Origin of the sequence: Psychrobacter immobilis (assembly GCF_904846225.1) — a bacterium.
Taxonomy (GTDB): Bacteria; Pseudomonadota; Gammaproteobacteria; order Pseudomonadales; family Moraxellaceae; genus Psychrobacter; species Psychrobacter immobilis_F.
Window position 1 is genome coordinate 60,007 of record NZ_CAJGZJ010000014.1, and the last position, 20,562, is coordinate 80,568.

The following is a 20,562-nucleotide window of genomic DNA, read 5'->3' on the forward strand; positions in this document are numbered from 1 at the left end:
TAAATTAAGCTCTGATTTCTGGACCGTCACTTCTAGTGGCGGTTTTTTTTGTTTTCCAATTTTTTTGCTTAGGCTATTTTTTATTTAATGTTTATTTATAGGTTGATAATCCTATATTAAAATAAGGTCGTGTTCTAAAGCGTAAGTTGGCGCTAAAACTCAATAAGAAATCCACGCTATGTTCTTTGACTCTACTAGATTTTTCAGTGCTTTAAGAACCGCTTAAATTCTAGTTAGTGTGCCTTTTGATATACTCTATAAAATTTTACTTAGGCTATTTTTTAATTTGTAGTGCCGACTCGCCAATCATCAAACCTTGTCTTGTATCCCTCTGGCTTTTGCATACTGAGCTCCCAGCATATTTCTTGCCTCGCCAAATACTTCACTTCAAAGTGCGTACGTTGGCTGTCGTTTGGTACTTGATGCCGAGTATTTGGTAAACACCATACCTCAGTTGCTTGCTGCTCCGCATTGTTCATATACGTTTCGATATTGGTCACCATTATCACCTCCCCACCGACTTGTAAGCGTGATAGTAGAAATTCAAAAAAAGGCATGTTTAACCATTGTTGATTGGGGTTATGTTGTTCGGGATTAGGGTAAAGGATGAAAATTTTAGCCACACTATTCGGTGCTATAGCATGAACAATCCAAGCAATTGCATCAGCATGAATAGCCTCTAAATTCGCTGAGTCTTGTGAGGTCGCTAATTTAGCAAACGCTTCAAACTTATTACGTGTACGCTCAATAGCAATCAAATGCTTATCAGGGTTTTGTAATGCAAAGCTAAGAGCGTGCTTCCCCTTCCCTGCACCAATCTCTACTATCAAAGGCATATTATCTTTATTTTCATCAATTATATTTGGGAGGATAAAGTCACGCGGTGCCGAGAGCTTCTCTGGTTGAAATGCACGTGCTTGCTGGTGCGTAAGCTCAATATTGTCAGTCATTTACTGCCCTTAAAGTATTTGTCTTTTGCCATTATTCGACCACATGCTATTATATAGCCAATCCACTTCAATAGTAATATAACGACAGCGAGTATGCATTTATCAATCGCAATTTGCATAAGAGTGCAGCAAGCAGCACTGACTGCCATTTGCTAACGATACTAACCATACAAGTAACTTCAAGGATACTCTCACCCTTATTATGACTGACTCTACTCCCAATACATCACCCAAGACTTATCCATGTCCACGTTGTGGCACTCAGACGGCGTGGCAGGACAATAAATATAAGCCATTTTGTAGTAGCCAATGCAAACTTATTGACTTAGGTGCATGGGCAAATGAAGACTACACTTTACCTGCGGAAACCACGCCTTTCTCTGACGAATTGTAACCTGTACCTTTAATCAATCCATTATACCAAGGATGTTTTATATGTCTGCTACTTACCTTATGCCCACTTATAATCGTCAACCAATCAGCTTTACGCGTGGTTCAGGCAGTTGGCTATATACCAAAGATGATACGCCTTATTTAGATGCGCTGACTGGTATCGCAGTATGCGGACTCGGACATTGCCATCCACAGATAACCGACGCCATTCAACAGCAAGCAGCGACTTTGGTGCATACGAGTAATTTATTCGGTATCAATTGGCAGGAGCGTGCTGGAGAATTACTCTGTAATGCCGCCCAAATGGACAGCGTGTTTTTTGCTAATAGTGGTGCAGAAGCAAACGAAGCGGCGTTAAAACTTGCGCGCCTGTATGCATACAAGCAAGGCTTTAAACGTCCCAAAGTCATTGTCATGGAGCAATCATTTCACGGTCGTACGCTACTGTCATTATCTGCTACTGCCAACCCAAAAGCGCGTGAAGGCTTTTATACATTGGACGAAGACTTTATCCGTGTGCCGTTTGGAGACATTGCAGCGGTTAAACAAGTCGCTCAAGACCATGACGACATTTGTGCCATTTTTGTAGAGCCGATCCAAGGTGAAGGTGGTCTCAATACAGCTGACAATGGTTTTACTTATCTTGAAGAACTACAGGCAGAATGTGAGGCTCATAACTGGCTATTTATGCTTGATGAGGTGCAGACAGGTAATGGACGCACGGGTAAATACTTTGCTTATCAGCATAGTAATGCCCGTCCTGATGTGTTGACGACGGCTAAAGGATTGGGTAACGGCTTTCCAGTTGGTGCCTGTATGGTACGCGGTCGTGCGAATGGTTTGTTTGGTGCTGGTAGTCATGGCTCTACTTATGGTGGTACGCCATTGGCCAGTCGCGTTGTGCATAGCGTATACGAGGTGCTCGCAAATAGTGACATCATGAACAATGCCGTCAGCGAAGGATTATTCATTCGAGAGACCGTAGTCGATGCATTAGGACAACATGGGGTTAGCAGCCGCGGTGCTGGAATGATGATTGGTATCTCATTACCAGAAAATATGGACTGTAGTCAACTGGTCGATCGGGCGCGTGATGAACAAAAAATGATTATCAACGTCACTGGTGGTCATGTGATACGTTTGCTACCGCCGCTTAATATGAGCCGTGATGAGAGTACACAAGTGGCTGAGCGTTTAATTGATTTATTAAAGCCGTCTTTTTAACGCAGATTTTAACAATCATTAGCCATTAAGCTTAAAAAAAGCCTATAGATATAAATTCTCTATAGGCTTTTTACTGATTACTGATTACTGATTACTGTTAAAAATCATTAGTCTGTAATCAAATCAACATTTAATTGGCATGAAAATATTTTTTTAGAACTTCTAAGCAGCGAGTAATTTTAGCAGGCTGTTGGTCACGGTTCAAAGTCACTGCATAAAGCACAAAACTTGGTAATTGATAGCCAGTCAAGACTTCGATCAAATCACCACTTTCCAGTTCTTTTTTGATATCCATCTCCATCATCCTAACCAGACCATGACCTTCTTTTGCCAAAGTAGTAGCCATAAATACGTTGTTGGTATAGATGCGTGAGTGCATTTTTGTGCGCGTTTTTTTACCCGTTTCTGTTTGAATCAAATCGATCTGATTGGCATCTTTCATGATTTCAATACAAATTAGTTGGTGATCAGCCAAATCTTTTGGCGTCTGCAATTTAGTGTTCTGACGTAGATATTGTGGCGAAGCGACCAGCATTTGACGTACATCGGTCAATGGATGACTGCTTAAATTAGAATCATTAATACTAGGGCTCATACGAATCGCGATATCAATGCGCTCATCAATCATATCGATATAGTGATTGTCGGCCAAATACGTAATACTAAGGTCATCATGAGCAGCCATCCATGTAGACAGGGCTGGCAAAATATGATTAACGCCAAGCTCAGGTGTTGTCGCCACACGTAAGCTGCCCGCTAGCTCATCACGCAGCTGATTGACTCTAATCCTACCCTGTTCAGCCGCACTGACCACATCTTTTGCGGCTTCGTAAAAGCTCTCACCCGCTTCTGTTAAGCTCAGCTTACGAGTTGATCTATGTAATAGCACCACACCCAACTCATTTTCTAATGAGCGAATTTGCTGACTGACTGCACTGGTAGTAATACCAAGCTCACGAGCTGAACCACTAAAAGAACCATGTCCGACCACACTGGCGAACACGGCCATACCGCGTAAATTATCCAACATATTCTCACCTAGGCTGCATTTTAATTTTTAATATAACTTAACCATTATAACGGATTTTAATTTTACTGACAGTTATTAAATGCGCTATTTTTATTAAAATAGATTTATTTATTAGCCAATAAAAGCAAAAATATCAAGGAGATAGGTTGACATCGCCTTGATATTTTATATGAAACTCGCGTTTAATAACTATTATATCTTTAAATAATTTTAACAATGGGTTTTCTGATTGTTTAATATAACTGAACCTTACCCATTTTACCTTCACCACGCTCGGTCAAGTATTGCATCACTGGTGTATTAAGCAGTTTTGACTCTGCTACCGTTTTGGCTTGCACTAAACGGGCCTGTTGGCGGCGTTCAGGCGTTTTATCTTCAGCTTGCATGACGCCACTATCAATTTGTAAATCAATCTCTGCTTGGGTGAACTGCTGCTGCAATTTTTTGGCTAGCTGCTGAAATGTTATCTGCAAATGCTTACTGTCGACGCTGGTAACAAAGGTCGCTTTGCCATCGCATAAGCCTATCATTATACCTTGACGAGCCAATGCCAATTCATCTTGAGCTAAGACATCTGCTTCACGAGCTACTTGTAGCCAATAGTCCCACTTCTCTGCTGTCCACTCGCCTGTTAAATCTTGCGGAGGGCAACGCAGCAAAGTACGTGGATCATCAAGCTGTGTTGTTAACTGAGAATCTTCTTCAGGTTCAACAATTGATTCAGGTTCAACAATTGATTCAGGTTCAACAATTGATTCAGGTTCAACAATTGATTCAGGTTCAGCAATTGATTCAGGTTCAGCAATTGATTCAGGTTCAGCAATTGATTCAGGTTCAGCAATTGGTTCAGGCTCAGCAATTGGTTCAGGCTCAGCAATTGGTTCGGGTTCAACAATTGGTTCAGGTTCAATAATTGGTTCAGGTTCAGCAATTGATTCAGGTTCAACAATTGATTCAGGCTCAGCAATTAGTTCAGAGGCAGCATTATTGGCCAACCACGCATTATCAATATAAGTCTCATTTTGCGGTACTTCATTGACTTGATCTTGATAATCAATATCATAAGGCTGCATTGGTGGCACTGAAGCTGAGTATCCAATGTTGGGTGGAGACTGCATAGAAGCGGTATCTTCTATCGTAGGTGTTTCTGAAGATACGTTAGCGCTATCATAAGTATTATTTAATATTTCATCTATAGGCAGTGGACGAAACGCCAATAAACGCAAGATACACATCTCAAGCGCTTGCATTGGTGTACTAGCCAGCCTAACGCCTTCACGTGCTTGTACGATAATCTCATAATAGAGTTGCAATACATCTGGGCTGATATGCTGCGCCAGCGTATTAATCTCTTTTGCCTGCGCCTCGTTCACATTTAGAGCAACTTCAGGTAATAACTGAGTCAATGCCAGTTGATGTAATAATTCAGCGAGTCCATCGAACATACTGGTAGCATCGACCATTTGTGCACGCATTTGCTCGATATGGGCGGCGACGGCAGATTTATCATGATTATAGATATCTGTAATCAATCTTACCAAATCAGCGGCATCAATCAAACCAAGCATCGCATTGACAGTGGCATCATCCAGCGCCCCTTGACCAAAAGCAATCGCTTGATCCGTCAATGATAATGCATCACGTACCGAGCCTTTCGCCGCACTCGCCAATTGCCATAACGCAGGCTGAGTATAAGCAACCTGCTCTTGGGTCAAGACATTTGCTAAATGCTCGCTAAGCAAGGTTTGTGGTAGTGGACGCAGCACAAACTGTAAACAGCGAGAGATAATAGTAATAGGCAGCTTTTGTGGATCAGTGGTTGCTAATAAAAACTTCACATGTTCAGGCGGCTCTTCTAATGTCTTGAGCAGCGCATTAAAACTGTGCGTAGAAAGCATATGCACTTCATCAATGAGATAAACCTTGTAACGCCCTTGACTTGGCGCATAAGGGACATTGTCTAATAGCTCACGTGTGTCTTCAACTTTGGTACGAGAAGCCGCATCAATTTCAATGAGATCAATAAAACGTCCTTGATCGATGGCCACGCAGTTATCACACACACCGCAAGGCGTGCTAGTAATACCCATATCACAGTTCAAACATTTAGATAAAATACGCGCAATCGTCGTCTTACCGACACCGCGCGTCCCAGTAAAGAGATAGGCATGATGCAGACGATTATAATCGATCGCGTTAATCAACGCTTGCGACACGTGCGTTTGTCCAATCAACTCATGAAAGTTTTTGGGACGGTATTTGCGAGCTAAAACCTGATATTGCTGCGACATATCTATCCATTGTGCCAAGTAGTTAGAGTGCTTATTTTAAGTATATTTTTGCATGGTTATTATAGCAAAAAGCCAGCATAAACGTCTGGCTTCTTACCGATTCTATAATGGCTTATATAATGTTCAATAAGCGGCTTTGATTGTCATTATAATTACAGGCTAACCAATCATGAGTCAACTTTACGGCGCATATGTGGAAATAAAATCACATCACGAATACTGGCAGAGTCAGTCAATAACATCACCAAGCGATCAATACCAATACCTTCACCTGCCGTTGGCGGTAAGCCATAAGACAAGGCTTCGATATAGTCTTCATCAAAGTGCATCGCTTCATCATCACCCGCATCTTTTTCGGCGACTTGTCCGCGGAAGCGTTCAGCCTGATCCGCTGGGTCATTGAGCTCACTAAAACCATTGGCCAATTCACGACCACCGATAAACAGCTCAAACCGATCGGTAATCTCAGGATTGTCATCATTACGGCGTGCCAATGGTGAGGTTTCTGCTGGATACTGGGTGATGAAAGTTGGCTGACGTAATTGATGCTCAGCAGTTTCTTCAAAAATAATCGTTTGTAATTTACCCACACCAAAGACATCTTTCACTTGTTGTCTAAGCGTCGTTGATGCGTATTCTGCTAGGTATTCTCGATCATTAATACGGGTCATGTCGAAGTTTTCTGCGTACTTTGCAATCGCATCAGACATAGATAGGCGCTCAAAAGGCGCTTTTAGACTGATGGCTTCTTCTTGATAGGTAATCTCCGTTGTATCCAAGATATCCATCGCCAATTCATTGAATAAGCGTTCGGTCAAATCCATCAAATCATGATGGTCAGCATACGCTTGATAAAACTCAATCATGGTAAATTCAGGATTATGACGGGTGGATACGCCTTCATTACGGAAGCTACGATTAATCTCAAATACTCTCTCAAAGCCACCAACGACTAAACGCTTCAAGTAAAGCTCAGGAGCAATACGTAAATAGAGTGGCATATCTAAAGCGTTATGATGCGTCACAAAAGGACGCGCTACCGCGCCACCTGGAATAGGATGCATCATTGGCGTTTCAACTTCCATGAAGCGCTCGTTCAACATAAACTTGCGAATACCGCTGATTACTTGACTGCGAATCATAAAAGTATCACGAGTCGTCTCATTGGTCATCAAATCAAGATGACGATTGCGATAGCGCGCTTCCACATCAGCCAAACCATGAAACTTATTTGGCATTGGACGCAATGATTTGGTCAAAAGACTGATTTCCTCGATGTGCACATACAAATCGCCTTTGCCTGAGCGACCGATATAACCTGAAACCCCAACGATGTCACCCAAATCTAGTGATTTAATACTCGCACGTGTCTCGTCATCAAGCTCTTTGCGTGCAACATACAACTGAATGCGGCCTGTCATGTCTTGGATAACAATGAATGACCCACGATTAAGCATGACTCGACCGGCCACATTTACCTGTGTTTTTTCACCTTTCGCAGCGTTATCTTCGATTTCTTGCTTCGAGACACCGTCAAAGGCGGTTTGCAAGTCTTTTGCATAATCAGTGCGTTTAAACGTATTGGGATACGGCTGTTTACCTGAAGCAGTGATATCGTCTAGCTTTGCTTGCAATTGTGCAATCAGCTCGTTAGCGTCTTCTACTACTGGGGTTTGGTCTTGGTTCTGATTGTTGGGCTTTGACATAACACTCTCAAATTTTGATAAGTTAAGTTTTGTATTTGGAAATTTATATGATTAATCTATACATAAAGTCCCTTTAGTAACGCCACCTTCAATAATTTGACGACAGCCAAAAGGGCTGTCATTAGCGGCGCAGGTTCCAACTTGATTTGATTTGCCCGGCTCAATATCTAGCTCTGAGCTTAAGCAGCTTCCTTGACAATCAGAGCTGTCACTACAAGCTTTTCCTTCATCTGAAAACCGCATGACGCATCTGTGCATCTGTAGTCTTCCCTGCTTTATGTATTCACCACCTTTAGCGAGACATTCTTTTACAAGATTTTCAGAAGAAGAGATGGGGGCTTTTTGTTCATCAATCACTGACGGTGTCTGGCATGCAGATATAAATAATAAAGAAAATAAACCCATAAGACATAAAACTAGACGATTATTCATTATATTTCTCACATATAAAATACGGATTGGTTTATAAGATAGTTTACTATAGCAATGCTTATATTTTTAACGTTACTTACGATTAAAACGCTATTACTCACCGCCAATACTGGCCATCAAATCAGCCTGATGCTCACGTAACAACGCATCCAGAATCTCATTCAAATCGCCTTCCATAATAGAATCGAGCTTGTATAAAGTCAGATTGATTCGATGATCCGTCATACGCCCTTGCGGGAAATTGTAGGTACGTATACGCTCTGAGCGATCGCCACTACCAACCAAGTCACGACGTATGGTATCAGCCGCATCGACCTGCGCCTGCACTTTGACTTGCTGAATCTTTGAGATTAGCATTTTCATGGCTTGTGCACGGTTTTTGTGTTGACTACGTTCTTGTTGACACTCTACCACGGTACCCGTTGGAATGTGCGTTAAACGTACGGCTGAGTCAGTGGTGTTGACGTGCTGACCGCCTGCACCGCTTGAGCGGAACGTATCAAAACGGATATCTGCTGGGTTCAGATCAACGGTATCATCAATCTCAACTTCTGGCATGACAGCCACGGTACAGGCTGAGGTATGTACGCGGCCTTGGCTTTCGGTTTCAGGAACACGCTGCACACGGTGTACGCCAGATTCAAACTTGAGACGACCATATACGCTATTACCTGAGACGCGAGTAATGATTTCTTTGTAACCGCCATGTTCACCTTCACTAGCTGATAGTACTTCCACTGTCCAACCTTGCGTCTGCGCGTACTTTTGGTACATACGAAACAAGTCACCAGAGAAAATCGCTGCTTCATCACCGCCGGTACCCGCACGAATCTCTAAGAACGCTGGCACTTTGTCATTGGGATCTTTTGGCAGCATCATCAAATTAAGCGCTTCTTCCATCTCTATGATGGTCTCACGTGCGTTATCAATCTCTTCTTGCATCATCTCTTTCATATCAGGATCTGAGGATTCTTTTAGCATCATTTCTGCATCGGCCTGATCGGTTTCTGCACGCCCGTAGTTTTGCCATAAAGTAGTGATATCCATCAAGTCGCTGTGCTCGACAGACAGTTCACGGAATTTATTATTATCACTGATGACGCTAGGGTCTGATAATAAGGCGGTGACCTCTTCATAACGGTCTACCATCTGGTCTAAACGCAGGCGTAAGGATTCTTTCATAAAAGGACTTTTAATTAGATAAGAGGAATAAGAGCGTGATTATAGCAAATTTTTCGAGGTAAATTAAAACCTCTGACCAATCTTAGTTTTATTCTAAGAAATCTTGCCATTATATTGATAATCATCTCTACTTATTCCGAATCACTATTACCCTGTTTTCATAATATGTCTGTATATAATCAGGGAAAAAAGATAGTCAAGAAAAAATGGCAACATAAAAAAATAGCTAAGAATACTCTTAGCTATTTTAATCGTGACAAAAGTCTAAAGTCTAAAACTATACTTTACGAACCAGTACCGAACCGATTGAGTAACCAGCGCCAAATGAGCAAATCACACCCAAATCACCAGATGACAACTCATCTTTATAACGATGGAAGACAATCATAGGGCTGGCTGAGCTGGTGTTGGCAAATTCAGCAATAACGCTTGGAACAATCGCTTTATCCGCTTCTTTACCGATGACCGTACGTAGAATTAGATCTAACATATTGGCATTGGCTTGGTGCAACCACATCATCTTAACATCAGACGTTGGTATGTTATTTTCTTGCAAATGCTCGGTGATGATTTCTGACACTTTTGGACAGACTTCACGGAATACTTTGCGGCCGTTTTGTAAAAACAGCTTGGTAGTGACAGGATCTTTGATATCAGCATACATCTCCGTTTGCGCTGCTAAGTACTCTGAGCGATCCATAAACCCATATTCATTGGTAATATTGGTCGAAAATTCTGTAAACAGCTTAGCATTAAGGATTTCATAGCCTCTTGGCGTATCTAAGTCTTCAACAATAGAAGCGGTCGCTGCATCACCAAAAATGAAATGGCTATCACGGTTGCGCCAGTTTAGATGCGCTGAGGTAATCTCAACGTTAACCACAGCAACACGTTTGGCTAGACCAGAAACAATAGAACCATGCGCTTGTGATAGGCCAAAAGTTGCCGCACTACAGGCGACGTTCATATCGTAAGCAAAACCGCCCACCATACCAATCTCATTTTGAATTTCGATGGCAACGGCAGGATAAGTGCGCTGAAAGCTTGAACAAGCAAGAATAATACCATCTAAATCATTGGCTTCAAGCCCTGCATCAGCCAGTGCGTCTTTCAACGCCGCAGCACCCATTTCTGCCATGACAGACAGCTCTTCGCCCAAATTACGGTAAGCAATAACCGGTGCCATAATCTCAGGATTTAAAATACCGTCTTTTTCCATCACATAGCGTGATTTTATACCAGATACCTTTTCGATAAAGGCCGCTGATGAAGGTTGCAGTGCCGTAACAGTCTCTGCTGCTATCTCATCAGCATGTTCTTCATTATAATTTTCAACATACTGGTTAAATGACTCTACCAACTCTTCATTACTGATGCTATAAGGCGGAATATACAGGCCAGTGCCTGTGATACAAGTCGTCATGATAAGCTTCCTTGTCTACTACTATAGGGCTTGGGATAAGCATAAATGTGAAAAAATAACAGTCGTGCTATTTCAGTAAATAACTGCTTCAGTGAATAACTGTAAACTAAAAATCAGTGCCTTTATTATGCCTGAATATTATTATTTTTCTAATAGTTTGTTACAAATAATCTGTTTGCTGTGAAAAATAAGCAAAGAATGTCTTTATTTTGGGATAGCTACGTTATAATTAGCGCTATTTGACTGTGAATCTGCTTGCATTCCAATTGCGTGGAAACCTGTCAAATACAATAAACATTCATATTTGGGCATGCTCATGGCAGAACTTTTAAACTGGTTATTTGGTCAGTACGCTGATTACTCGACTATACTGATAGCACTTGAGTTGATTGCGGTTATATTTGGCGTGGCAAGTGTCTTACTCGCCAGCAAAACCAATATATTGGTATTTCCCATTGGCCTTGTAAGCACAGCTATATTTGTCTATTTGCTATGGAAATGGCAATTATTTGGCGATATGTTTATCAATGCTTATTATACCATCATGAGTGTCTATGGCTGGATCAACTGGTCACAGAATAAAGCATCTAAGAAGCATAGAGATCACATCAACCCTACTGGACAGTGTTTAGATGAATCATTAGAAAACACTGATGCCCAAAACACTATCCAAGTTGAACATTTACGTGCAAAAGACGTACCGACATTGGCGGCGCTAGCGGCTGCTACCGTCGCTTTCGTTGCTGCCGTTTATTATTTCCGTCCTGTCATTAACAATGGCTTTAGCTTTGATGGTGCCATTCTTGGTCTGCATTTATTTACGTGGGTCGACTATACCGACATGTTGACAACCGCACTGTTTTTGATGGCAATGTGGCTGATGGCACGGCGCAAAATCGAGCATTGGATACTTTGGATAATCGCCGATACTATTTCAGTACCACTGTATTTTTATAAAGGTCTCACTTTTACCGCATTACAATACGTAGTGTTCACTCTCATTGCAATCTGGGCTTATTATGAATGGCAGCGCCTCTATCGCATACAACCTCACGCAGCATACGCCTAAATTCGTCATCAACGTCGCGATATTAGGGGCAGAAAGCACAGGCAAGACCACACTATGCCGCGACTTGGCAGCCCATTTCGGTAGTCCTTGGGTGCCAGAGTATATGCGCACATATCTACAAGCAAAGTGGGACGACGAGCAGCTTACCTGTACGTGGGATGACCTGCTCCCTATCGCACAAGGTCAGATGGCGTTAGAAAACAAACTGGCTAAACAAACGGCTCACCTATCAGAAAAAAATCGTTACTTATTCTGTGATACTAGCCTGTTTGAGCTAATGGTTTATGCCAATTGGTATTATGGTGATTGTCCTGAATCATTGACCAAAGCAGCATTAGACCATCATTATGACTTGATACTATTGACGGAGGTTGATGTCCCATGGATCGCTGATGACTTACGTGATAGCCCGCATCAACGTGAAGAAATTAGTGGGTTTTTTGAGAACCAGCTAAGGAATCATCAAAAGTCATTTTACCGCATTGGTGGTGACAGAAATGAGCGAGTACAACAAGTAGTTGAATGGCTGTATAAAACCCATCATATATCATGTCCTAAATAGTTGACCTACAACTTTCCATTTAACCTTTCAGAGATGTCCATGCTAAAAAATCTTGAACACTACTTAGAAAAAACCATATTTAATAGCCGCTGGATATTAGCGCCTTTTTACTTAGGGCTGGTTTTTGGCATCATTTTACTATTTATCAAATTCGTTCAAAAGCTTTGGGGTATGTTTGCAGACATTCTGATTGTCTCTGAAGCGAGTGTGATTGTAGATATATTGGTCTTGGTTGACATCTCGTTGGTTGCCAGCTTATTACTTATTATCATATTTAGTGGCTATGAGATTTTTGTCTCCAAAATCGATACGGATGATCACGACGATCGCCCTAGCTGGATGGGTAAATTAGATTTTTCTGGTCTAAAACTCAAAGTCATCGGTGCTATCGTTGCTATTTCTGCGATTGATCTACTCAAATCATTTATGGACATAACAAGTGACATGAGCGAAGGCGAGGCTGATAAACTTATGTGGAAGGTCATTATTCACATGACATTTGTTCTGTCAGGCTTGCTGTTTGCCATTATGGATAAAGTGGTTGGCGATACCAAAAAGTATTAGTTTTTTTCCACACAGTCTCCACCGTTCTTACATATGTTTTCTTCATTCTTTCTCTATGATTTCTTTAAGCCTATTGACTGTTTTATTGACAGTTTCAGACTAAAGGCTCATATGAGGAACTCCCATGCAAAAAACACTATTGATTAAATTATCCATTATCGTTGGACTTTGCGTTATTTTTGCCATCGGTCTCACTATGATTGGTTCAGTCATTTATGAGCGACAAAGTTATGCAGAGTCGGTGGTAAGAGAGATTGCCCAGCAGCATGTTAATCCGCAAGAAGTCATCACACCATTTATTGTCATTCCCACCACGGTGACGCCTGAATGCCAAATTGAGGCGTCTGAAGCAACCAATAAATGCGCGCCATCTTACTCAAAAATTGAAACCATCTTTGCAAATCAAACTCAAGCAATGCAAGATCTTGAGGTCAGCACTGATATGTACAAACGCGGTATCTATCATGCTACCAGCTACAATGGCGCACTGACATTTGATCAAAATTACACTTTTGATCAAAGCATCAGCCGCTTAAAAGCGTTTACTGCTAACACAAACAGTCAAATGTTAAGCTTGACCACTGACAATAAAACAAAACCAGAAAAAATCATCGTCCACTGGAATGAAGCAAAATTAATCATTCCAGTGTCAGATCTGCGCGGTGTTGCGACTCTGCCAACGGTGACTATTGATAAAAAGCCAATAACAGCAACTTATCCGCAATCACCCCTGTTGAAAGATCTAACCTATGTAGAAGTGGCCATTCCTCAAGATATATTTAACCGTTCAACGCAAAAAATTACTAGCCAGCAGAGTGAGTCTAATACTGTAACCGCGAATAGTGATAGCGACTCGCCAGCCAGTACAGGTATAAATAATCAATCGCCCGATACTGCCAATGATACTGATAACAATCAAGTCACTAACATCATGATTGATCTACCATTAGCAGGTATTAGCAATTTAAACACTGTACCTACGGGGCAAAATTTCAGCCTGACCATGCGTAGTAATTGGTATGCACCAAATTTTATTGGCAAGGCGCTCCCAAATGCCAAAAAATTTACGGCTAAAGGGTTTGAAGCCAATTGGCAAAATCAATATTTGACGGTCGCCAATAATCAAGATTTATCGCAGTGTGTCGGCATTGCTAATAACCAATGTACTATCACGAGTGAAGCCACACTCTATACCAGTGACCAATCTATGTATCCTGACGCCGCTATATCAGTAACGGAAGGCGTCGTCACAGCAGATGGCAGCACTGTGCCTGACAGCTACCAAAACGTGCGCCTAAACAGCTTTGGCGTTAGTTTCGCTGAGCCTAATGACGTTTATTTACAGACCGAACGAACGATGAAATATGCTTTATTATTAATCTTAGTTTCCTTTGGCACCTTTTTCTTATTTGAGGTGATTAAAGCTAGCCGCATTCACCCTATTCAATACCTATTAGTCGGTTGTGCGCTGTTCGTTTTTTATGTTTTATTACTACCACTTGCTGAACAAATTGTATTTTGGAAAGCTTATGCGATTGCCGCCAGTGCTTGTGTTGGTCTCATTGGTTGGTATACTTACTACGTACTAGGCGGCATAAAACGAGCCATGATTTTCACTATCACATTGGCTGGATTGTATGCAGCATTTTTTGGCATATTAACCACCGAAGATATGAATTTATTGCTTGGTGCTGTCTTCTGCTTTGTCCTACTCGCTTGCGTAATGGTTATGACTCGTAAAATCGATTGGTATAAAATTGCCTAAATTAATTAAGATAGATTAAAACGATGAAACATTGGGCAGTTTTAAATTGGTGTCATTCAACATTTTTAGCAAACCAACACAAAACCGCCCAATGTATTTCTTATTCCATAGTCGATACTGAGTAAAATGGATACACGGCACTATACTTCGTGACTGGGACAAATTTTTCTTGCTGTGCCATTAATGCCAGAGGCGACAAAAAATTTATTTCAGCCTTGTGGTATCTTTTTTATCTGCGTAGTGTCTTTTTTATGTTGACTTGGCTATATGACACGCCCTAACTATCGGATCATCTAACAATTTGGCTATTTAAAGCCTTGGCCCAGTCCTTACAATCATTCTCACAGCGCTCGCACAGCTGATTAGGATCAGAGATATAATCGACGTAGCCGCAATGCATACAAGCGTAATAAACCTCTGATTCTATCTGTTTGATTGCTTGGTATTGCTTAGGAAAAATTGGCATGCCATAGCCTGTCTCTTCAGGTGAATACAATAATATACTGAAATTGCCGTCTGTCTCTAGTAAGCCCGTCCGCACCTGCCCCAAATGCTCGACGCCTTGCTGGCGCATTTCAGCAAAAAATTCATCATGTGACATCTGACCCTTTTTAATCTTGTCAAGTACAAGCTTGCCGTCCTCTACAATATAAAGCGACTTCCCTTCCAAAAGGTTTTCAAAAGGCTGAAACTTCATCATCGCCCAAGTACACAATCGATAAAGCAAAATAACAGTACTCATAATCAGTACTGCCTGAATAATCGGCAAGTCTTCAGTGAACATAGGGTCGCCTGCAATAGAACCCAATGATAAAATGATGGTCAGCTCAAAGACAGACAGTTGACGGACACCGCGCTTGCCTGTGAATCGTAAAAACGAAATAATCAGTATAAACATCACTGTGACACGTATTAGAATTTCAACGGCAAACATCCACGTTGTGTCATGAATAAAAATACTTGCCCAATCCATATGATTGTTTCCTATTTATCGTTTTTATCCGATTTGTTGAGTTTGATATTAGTAAGGTTTTGAACCTTTAGCTTTCACACAGACAGCGCTTATCATCAATCTAATAATCGTCTATTCAATTTAAAAAAAGACTTTTGCAGTAAAGACGACAATACATAATTGGTTGTGAGACAATCAGTAACGCAATGTTTAACGTGACAATTATCAGTATAATCAATAAAAATATTCCATACTATTCGTCTGTCCAAAAACGTTTATCTAAGAATCCATGCTTGTCTATTTTATTCGAAAACCAAATTATCAATGGTAGGAATTATTTTGAAAGCCACGATTTATACAATGATTGCATTAATCGCATTTGCAGCGAACTCTTTGTTTTGTAGGATGGCGTTAGCGGAAGGGTATATAGATGCATGGAGCTTCACCATTATTCGCCTGCTGAGCGCCGCTGGCTGTTTGGGTATTATCATGGTGATCCATACTTATCAATTGCGACGCCAAAGGTTAAAGCTTGGCAGCATCGCTATTGACGCGCTATTGAATGACAAAGGCAGTTGGTTGAGCAGCATCAGCCTAGTGGTCTATGCGTTATGCTTTTCGATTGCCTACGTGGAATTGAATACTGGCACTGGCGCGCTGATTTTATTTTCAGCGGTTCAGCTCACTATGATTGGTTGGGGCGTCTATAAAAAAGAGCAATTAAGACCATTACAATGGATGGCATTTATCATAGCAGTAGCAGGATTCATTTATTTAATGCTACCGTCAGCAGCCGTCCCTTCCCTACTGGCCGCGACACTCATGGCCATCAGCGGTATTGCTTGGGGAGTGTATAGTATACGTGGCAAGTCATGTGTGTCACCGCTGCGAGCCACTGGTTTTAACTTTATCAGAAGTCTGATAGTAGTTCCGATACTGTTGCTGATAAGTATGAACTATCTAGATGTCAGTTTAGATAACATCACGGTCAAGGGAGTGTTATTGGCATGCGCGTCAGGGGTGATCGCCTCTGGCATTGGCTACAGTATATGGTATACAGCCATGCCATTATTAAAAAATACACAAGCAGCGGTAGTGCAATTGTGCGTACCTGTACTTGCTGCCATATTAGGCGTGGTTTTTTTGTCTGAACAATTAACTATGCAGTTCGTAGTGGCGAGTGCGGTCATCTTAGGAGCCGTTCTAATATTTATTTTGAGTAAAGAAGCGCCAAAGAAATTCACCTAACATGTAATAATTCATCGTCAAAGTTAGATGTTCAAAATGTAGCCAGATTACTTTAATTTGGCAAGATACGACTGTTTATTTCTTTAGATTATAAATCTCTAATAAAGCTGCCAATAAAGCGGCTCTCCGTAAACCTCAGCAAAGTAATCAATCAACGTTCTAACATTTAAAGAGACATGACGTGTATTCGGATAAATCGCGGCTATATGCTGAGTCGTTGTTTTCACAGCTGCACTATACTCAGGCAGCAACTCTACTAACTTACCACTCTTCAAATACTCACCGATTAACCAATCGGGAAACAGCACAATACCCATACCTTTTAGTGCTGCTACCAATAAGGATTCTGCATTATTGGATACTAACAGCGCTGGTGCTAAGTAAGAGTGCCAATCTTCCTCTTTTTTCTTAAAAAGCCAACGATTTGGTCCTGATGAGCCTTTATAGACCAAACATTTATGATGCATCAAATCCGACGGTGTTTGCAGCTCAATATTGTTATTAATGTACTCTGGAGCGGCAGCAAGATAGTAGGTTTGCTCGCCAAAAATACGTGCATGGAAAGCTGAATCGTCTAAAGTCCCAATCCTAAAAATAACGTCTGTTGCATAATGATGAGGATCAATAAAATCATCGGTCAGGGTCAAGTCTATCTGCAATTTAGGATATTGAGCACTCAGCGCTGGCAACCAAGGTGCGATGTGTCGTTGTCCAAAAAATACGGGCGCGTTGATTCTCAGTAAACCACCTGGTTCTAAATTCCTATCTTGAAGTACTTTTTGTGCCGCGTTCATGCTCTCAGTCATAGAATTAGCATAGCTCATGAATACGCGGCCTGCTTCAGTAGGAATGACGGCGCGTGTATTGCGATAAAAAAGCTGCTGTCCTAACGAGTCTTCTAGCTGCTTTATGATACGAGACACTTTTGAAGCGGAAACCCCTTCTTTTCGCGCCACCACTGAAAAGCTCTGAGCATTAAAAACACTGATAAAAAATAGTAAGGTTTTTATGCTGATGTTATCTGCGTTATTCATTTGTGCAACTTATGCAAAGGTCATTTCTATATTATAACGGTTTTTTGTAGGTATCACTTGCTATAAGCTACAGCACATTGCCTATTAAGGATTTTTTCATGCAATTTTTATTGATACTTGTTGTTGTTTTAGGTGGTATGGGGCTATCGGTTGAGGCGGGATTACTTGGCCCTCTAGGCAGTCAAGTGGGCGAGCTGTGGGCAACGCTGAGTATTTTTGGTGTTGGTGCCGCATTAACGTTCTTTTTGATGTTGTTTTTTAGCCCACGAGAAAGCCCTTCGTTTTTCTCACAGCCGCCCTTACTGCTAATTAGCGGTATTTTAGGACCTGTTTATGTGGTGGTATTAACCGTGGTGACGCCTGTTATTGGCATCGCGCTGACCATGATTGGTATATTGGCTGGTCAAGTATTTCAGAGTTTAATCATAGATCATTATGGTTTGTTCGAAACCATGGAGCGAAAAATAGATATTAAGCGAATTATTGCTTTATTTTTCATTATTGCCGCCCTTATTTTTATGGCAAAAGGATAATCAAGATGATGCTTATTTTAATGATTGTATTGGCCATAATTGGCGGCGCGGCTTTAAGTATTCAAGCCGCATTAAATGGTCGCCTTGGCGGCAATGTTGGCGTATTCAAAAGCGCCTTTTTGACCTTCTCTGTGGGTGCGGTAGTAACTGCCTTGCTCATTTTCTTTTTCGAGCCAAATCATACGGTCACCTTAATGGATATGCCTAAATGGCAACTACTTGGCGCTTTATGCGGTGTTCCTTATATTGTCATTATGGTCGTTGCGGTTCAACGTATTGGTACTGCTGTGGCAACGGTGGCGGTTATCTTTGGTCAGCTGAGTATGAGCGTATTGATCGATAATTTTGGTTGGTTAGGAAATGAGGCGATTAGTCTTTCAGTCAGTAGAATCGCTGCGTTAATTTGCTTGGCAATTGCGCTTTATTTTATTTATGCCAGTAGTAAGTCTGAACCTAAAGCCGCTTAATTGTTTCTAATAAGCACTTGCTGTGTGTTTATTAGTCGAAATACTATGACGAACTCATCGTGGTTCATCATAGTATTAGCGATTACTTACTTTTAATATTCTTAATTTCTTCATCAAGCTGCACACGTCTTTGCTGCGTATACGTCGTCAAGCAACCATTCAATGCCATTGAATAGCCACTACCTCCACTGAAGCCGCGAGCAGAAAACTTACAAGCTTTGTCTCTAAAATCAATCCATGCCAGCTGCACACCTTTTAGCTGCTTTTTTTCACTACTATTCAATAAACTCCTCAAATCACTGTATGAGCGATTTAGCTTATTGTCTTCAGCAGATAATCCGTTTGCTGTGCATTTATTTATGTCCGCTTGAGTGTAGGCGTTATCGCAGGTGTTTGCTGCTGATGCTTGCGCGGTAGCAAACAGACCGACGGATAATATGGCCAAACCAGACGCTGTCTTTAAATTTTCTTTTGTAAATAACATATGACATCCTATAATTAAAATATTGAAAGAATTTTAGCATAGAGATTGGCGTGCTTTTATTGAATCCTGTTAAGAAAAGTCACCTGTCTGTCTTGCTGTGAAATGGTTGATAAAAGATTATTTATAGTAAGCTAGCATCTGCCATTAACCTTTGTATCTCAAAGTCTTTCGACAAGCTACCTATCATTGTATAAAAACTAACATAAGTTACCGTTGTTACTTATCGAGACTGATTCAGCAAGTATCGATAGAGGAAAACTCGTATTTCATATCATCTATTTACATTAATATACTGAACAAAAGCGTTTACTGGCTTAGTATCAAGTATCGATGTTTTTCAATAACTTAATACTAAAAGGGCCAAAATCATGTCAAATAATTCCTCTAATAATAACGTAGAGAATGATTCAGTAGAAGCTCCTAAAAATAGTGCCGTCACTTCTGTAGAAGTGTTAAAAGGGGACGATGTCATTTCCGATGACGCTCATTCGAATAAAGACGATAAGTCTAATAAAGATGACAAGTCTAATAAAGACGATAAGTCTAATAAAGACGATAAGTCTAATAAAGACGATAAGTCTGATAAAGACGATAAGTCTGATAAAGACGATAAGTCCGATAAAGACGATAAGTCCGATAAAGACGATAAGTCCGATAAAGACGATAAGTCCGATAAAGATGATAAAGATGATAAGTCTGATAAAGACGATAAGAGCGTTACGATAGCCAATATTTATCAGTGGGCTACCAAGCTTAAAGATGACTTTATGTCTGATAAGAGCGATAAATCAGACGAAGAAAAGTCAGACGATAAGAAGTCTGATGATGATAAATCAAATAGCGACAAGTCTGATAAAAACGATAAATACAGTGCAACAGTAGCCAATATCTATCAGTGGGCTTCTAAGCTCAAAGATGACCTTAAGTCTGAAGCTTCTGGTATGACATATGGTGTTTCTGAAAAAGCGGTTTCTATGCTGTTAAACAAACTGGTAGAAGGCGTAGACGCTGAGCTGGAAGCTTTTGATAAGAAAGAAGAAGATAAGAAAGAATCTGCAGATAGTAAGGAAGAGCGCAAAAAAATCGTTGAGAAAAAAGAGAAATATCAAGGCATGATCGATCAGCTAGAAAGCTAATTAGCCTAATAATATTATAGGCTTATAGATCCAGTATTAGGAGACATTCCCAAAAAGTGTGTAACTGCTTATAATCCACTAACCGGAGAATAAGCAATGACTACTCAATCTGACATT

Annotated in this window: 20 protein-coding genes; 10 read left to right on the forward strand and 10 right to left on the reverse strand. The window is 40.9% G+C overall.

The window, feature by feature from the left end; genetic code table 11:
* Positions 1 to 281: 281 nt before the first annotated feature.
* Positions 282 to 950 (reverse strand): SAM-dependent methyltransferase, encoded by a 669-nt coding sequence (locus tag JMX48_RS10115; RefSeq protein ID WP_201537352.1) that lies wholly within the window; start codon positions 948 to 950, stop codon positions 282 to 284.
* Positions 951 to 1,152: 202 nt separating this feature from the next.
* Between JMX48_RS10115 and JMX48_RS10120 the strand changes: the two genes are divergently transcribed.
* Both JMX48_RS10120 and JMX48_RS10125 read left to right on the forward strand, forming a co-directional pair.
* Entirely contained in the window at positions 1,153 to 1,344 is a 192-nt protein-coding gene (locus JMX48_RS10120) for a DNA gyrase inhibitor YacG (protein WP_193005035.1), read from the forward strand.
* A 41-nt stretch (positions 1,345 to 1,385) separates the two neighbouring features.
* Entirely contained in the window at positions 1,386 to 2,567 is a 1,182-nt protein-coding gene (locus tag JMX48_RS10125) for an aspartate aminotransferase family protein (RefSeq protein WP_201537355.1), read from the forward strand.
* A gap of 130 nt (positions 2,568 to 2,697) precedes the next feature.
* Here JMX48_RS10125 and JMX48_RS10130 read toward each other — a convergent pair whose 3' ends face one another.
* The 6 genes from JMX48_RS10130 to JMX48_RS10155 all read right to left on the reverse strand — a co-directional run bounded on the left by JMX48_RS10130 (position 2,698) and on the right by JMX48_RS10155 (position 10,631).
* Positions 2,698 to 3,597, reverse strand: coding sequence for a LysR family transcriptional regulator (locus tag JMX48_RS10130; protein WP_201537358.1), 900 nt, complete (start codon positions 3,595 to 3,597; stop codon positions 2,698 to 2,700).
* Positions 3,598 to 3,830: 233 nt separating this feature from the next.
* Complete coding sequence (dnaX, locus tag JMX48_RS10135; protein WP_201537361.1) at positions 3,831 to 5,888, reverse strand: DNA polymerase III subunit gamma/tau; 2,058 nt, start codon at positions 5,886 to 5,888, stop codon at positions 3,831 to 3,833.
* A gap of 167 nt (positions 5,889 to 6,055) precedes the next feature.
* On the reverse strand, positions 6,056 to 7,594 hold the full coding sequence (lysS, locus tag JMX48_RS10140) for a lysine--tRNA ligase (RefSeq protein WP_201537364.1): 1,539 nt from the start codon (positions 7,592 to 7,594) through the stop codon (positions 6,056 to 6,058).
* Positions 7,595 to 7,645: 51 nt separating this feature from the next.
* Positions 7,646 to 8,026, reverse strand: a complete 381-nt coding sequence (locus tag JMX48_RS10145) for a hypothetical protein (protein WP_201537366.1) — start codon at positions 8,024 to 8,026, stop codon at positions 7,646 to 7,648.
* Positions 8,027 to 8,119: 93 nt separating this feature from the next.
* Positions 8,120 to 9,208 (reverse strand): peptide chain release factor 1, encoded by a 1,089-nt coding sequence (gene prfA, locus JMX48_RS10150; RefSeq protein ID WP_201537369.1) that lies wholly within the window; start codon positions 9,206 to 9,208, stop codon positions 8,120 to 8,122.
* A 277-nt stretch (positions 9,209 to 9,485) separates the two neighbouring features.
* On the reverse strand, positions 9,486 to 10,631 hold the full coding sequence (locus tag JMX48_RS10155) for a beta-ketoacyl-ACP synthase III (protein WP_201537371.1): 1,146 nt from the start codon (positions 10,629 to 10,631) through the stop codon (positions 9,486 to 9,488).
* 316 nt (positions 10,632 to 10,947) lie between these two features.
* Here JMX48_RS10155 and pnuC point away from each other — a divergent pair, with 316 nt between their 5' ends.
* The 4 genes from pnuC to creD all read left to right on the forward strand — a co-directional run bounded on the left by pnuC (position 10,948) and on the right by creD (position 14,591).
* Entirely contained in the window at positions 10,948 to 11,700 is a 753-nt protein-coding gene (gene pnuC, locus JMX48_RS10160; protein ID WP_201537374.1) for a nicotinamide riboside transporter PnuC, read from the forward strand.
* Entirely contained in the window at positions 11,651 to 12,262 is a 612-nt protein-coding gene (locus tag JMX48_RS10165) for an AAA family ATPase (RefSeq protein WP_201537377.1), read from the forward strand. Before pnuC ends, JMX48_RS10165 begins: the two co-directional genes overlap by 50 nt.
* 39 nt (positions 12,263 to 12,301) lie before the next feature.
* Positions 12,302 to 12,826 (forward strand): TIGR00645 family protein, encoded by a 525-nt coding sequence (locus JMX48_RS10170; protein WP_201537380.1) that lies wholly within the window; start codon positions 12,302 to 12,304, stop codon positions 12,824 to 12,826.
* Positions 12,827 to 12,950: 124 nt separating this feature from the next.
* The gene (gene creD, locus JMX48_RS10175) at positions 12,951 to 14,591 is read left to right on the forward strand and encodes a cell envelope integrity protein CreD (protein WP_201537384.1); all 1,641 of its coding nucleotides are present in this window, start codon (positions 12,951 to 12,953) and stop codon (positions 14,589 to 14,591) included.
* Positions 14,592 to 14,880: 289 nt separating this feature from the next.
* Here creD and JMX48_RS10180 read toward each other — a convergent pair whose 3' ends face one another.
* Complete coding sequence (locus JMX48_RS10180) at positions 14,881 to 15,564, reverse strand: DUF421 domain-containing protein (RefSeq protein ID WP_201537387.1); 684 nt, start codon at positions 15,562 to 15,564, stop codon at positions 14,881 to 14,883.
* 318 nt (positions 15,565 to 15,882) lie between these two features.
* Between JMX48_RS10180 and JMX48_RS10185 the strand changes: the two genes are divergently transcribed.
* Positions 15,883 to 16,791 (forward strand): DMT family transporter, encoded by a 909-nt coding sequence (locus tag JMX48_RS10185; RefSeq protein ID WP_201537389.1) that lies wholly within the window; start codon positions 15,883 to 15,885, stop codon positions 16,789 to 16,791.
* A 98-nt stretch (positions 16,792 to 16,889) separates the two neighbouring features.
* On the opposite strand, the gene JMX48_RS10190 is transcribed toward JMX48_RS10185, so the two are convergent.
* Positions 16,890 to 17,825 (reverse strand): LysR family transcriptional regulator, encoded by a 936-nt coding sequence (locus JMX48_RS10190; protein WP_201537391.1) that lies wholly within the window; start codon positions 17,823 to 17,825, stop codon positions 16,890 to 16,892.
* A gap of 98 nt (positions 17,826 to 17,923) precedes the next feature.
* Between JMX48_RS10190 and JMX48_RS10195 the strand changes: the two genes are divergently transcribed.
* Together JMX48_RS10195 and JMX48_RS10200 are read left to right on the forward strand one after the other, a co-directional pair.
* On the forward strand, positions 17,924 to 18,358 hold the full coding sequence (locus tag JMX48_RS10195; protein WP_201537394.1) for a DMT family transporter: 435 nt from the start codon (positions 17,924 to 17,926) through the stop codon (positions 18,356 to 18,358).
* 8 nt (positions 18,359 to 18,366) lie between these two features.
* Positions 18,367 to 18,825 carry a DMT family transporter gene (locus tag JMX48_RS10200; RefSeq protein WP_201537409.1) on the forward strand — a complete coding sequence of 153 codons (459 nt, stop codon included), beginning with the start codon at positions 18,367 to 18,369 and terminating at the stop codon, positions 18,823 to 18,825.
* 82 nt (positions 18,826 to 18,907) lie between these two features.
* Here JMX48_RS10200 and JMX48_RS10205 read toward each other — a convergent pair whose 3' ends face one another.
* The gene (locus JMX48_RS10205) at positions 18,908 to 19,309 is read right to left on the reverse strand and encodes a lysozyme inhibitor LprI family protein (RefSeq protein ID WP_201537397.1); all 402 of its coding nucleotides are present in this window, start codon (positions 19,307 to 19,309) and stop codon (positions 18,908 to 18,910) included.
* Between the two features lie 368 nt (positions 19,310 to 19,677).
* Here JMX48_RS10205 and JMX48_RS10210 point away from each other — a divergent pair, with 368 nt between their 5' ends.
* Positions 19,678 to 20,445 carry a hypothetical protein gene (locus JMX48_RS10210; RefSeq protein ID WP_201537400.1) on the forward strand — a complete coding sequence of 256 codons (768 nt, stop codon included), beginning with the start codon at positions 19,678 to 19,680 and terminating at the stop codon, positions 20,443 to 20,445.
* Positions 20,446 to 20,562 lie beyond the last annotated feature (117 nt).

Coding starts and splice junctions, on each gene's coding strand:
- JMX48_RS10180 (WP_201537387.1), bottom strand. CDS start 15,564: ATGGATTGGGCAAGTATTTTTATTCATGACACAACGTGGATGTTTGCC.
- JMX48_RS10130 (WP_201537358.1), bottom strand. CDS start 3,597: ATGTTGGATAATTTACGCGGTATGGCCGTGTTCGCCAGTGTGGTCGGA.
- JMX48_RS10120 (WP_193005035.1), top strand. CDS start 1,153: ATGACTGACTCTACTCCCAATACATCACCCAAGACTTATCCATGTCCA.
- JMX48_RS10165 (WP_201537377.1), top strand. CDS start 11,651: ATGAATGGCAGCGCCTCTATCGCATACAACCTCACGCAGCATACGCCT.
- dnaX (WP_201537361.1), bottom strand. CDS start 5,888: ATGTCGCAGCAATATCAGGTTTTAGCTCGCAAATACCGTCCCAAAAAC.
- prfA (WP_201537369.1), bottom strand. CDS start 9,208: ATGAAAGAATCCTTACGCCTGCGTTTAGACCAGATGGTAGACCGTTAT.
- JMX48_RS10125 (WP_201537355.1), top strand. CDS start 1,386: ATGTCTGCTACTTACCTTATGCCCACTTATAATCGTCAACCAATCAGC.
- JMX48_RS10205 (WP_201537397.1), bottom strand. CDS start 19,309: ATGTTATTTACAAAAGAAAATTTAAAGACAGCGTCTGGTTTGGCCATA.
- creD (WP_201537384.1), top strand. CDS start 12,951: ATGCAAAAAACACTATTGATTAAATTATCCATTATCGTTGGACTTTGC.
- JMX48_RS10170 (WP_201537380.1), top strand. CDS start 12,302: ATGCTAAAAAATCTTGAACACTACTTAGAAAAAACCATATTTAATAGC.
- JMX48_RS10200 (WP_201537409.1), top strand. CDS start 18,367: ATGCTTATTTTAATGATTGTATTGGCCATAATTGGCGGCGCGGCTTTA.
- JMX48_RS10210 (WP_201537400.1), top strand. CDS start 19,678: ATGTCAAATAATTCCTCTAATAATAACGTAGAGAATGATTCAGTAGAA.
- JMX48_RS10115 (WP_201537352.1), bottom strand. CDS start 950: ATGACTGACAATATTGAGCTTACGCACCAGCAAGCACGTGCATTTCAA.
- JMX48_RS10145 (WP_201537366.1), bottom strand. CDS start 8,026: ATGAATAATCGTCTAGTTTTATGTCTTATGGGTTTATTTTCTTTATTA.
- JMX48_RS10190 (WP_201537391.1), bottom strand. CDS start 17,825: ATGAATAACGCAGATAACATCAGCATAAAAACCTTACTATTTTTTATC.
- lysS (WP_201537364.1), bottom strand. CDS start 7,594: ATGTCAAAGCCCAACAATCAGAACCAAGACCAAACCCCAGTAGTAGAA.
- JMX48_RS10155 (WP_201537371.1), bottom strand. CDS start 10,631: ATGACGACTTGTATCACAGGCACTGGCCTGTATATTCCGCCTTATAGC.
- pnuC (WP_201537374.1), top strand. CDS start 10,948: ATGGCAGAACTTTTAAACTGGTTATTTGGTCAGTACGCTGATTACTCG.
- JMX48_RS10195 (WP_201537394.1), top strand. CDS start 17,924: ATGCAATTTTTATTGATACTTGTTGTTGTTTTAGGTGGTATGGGGCTA.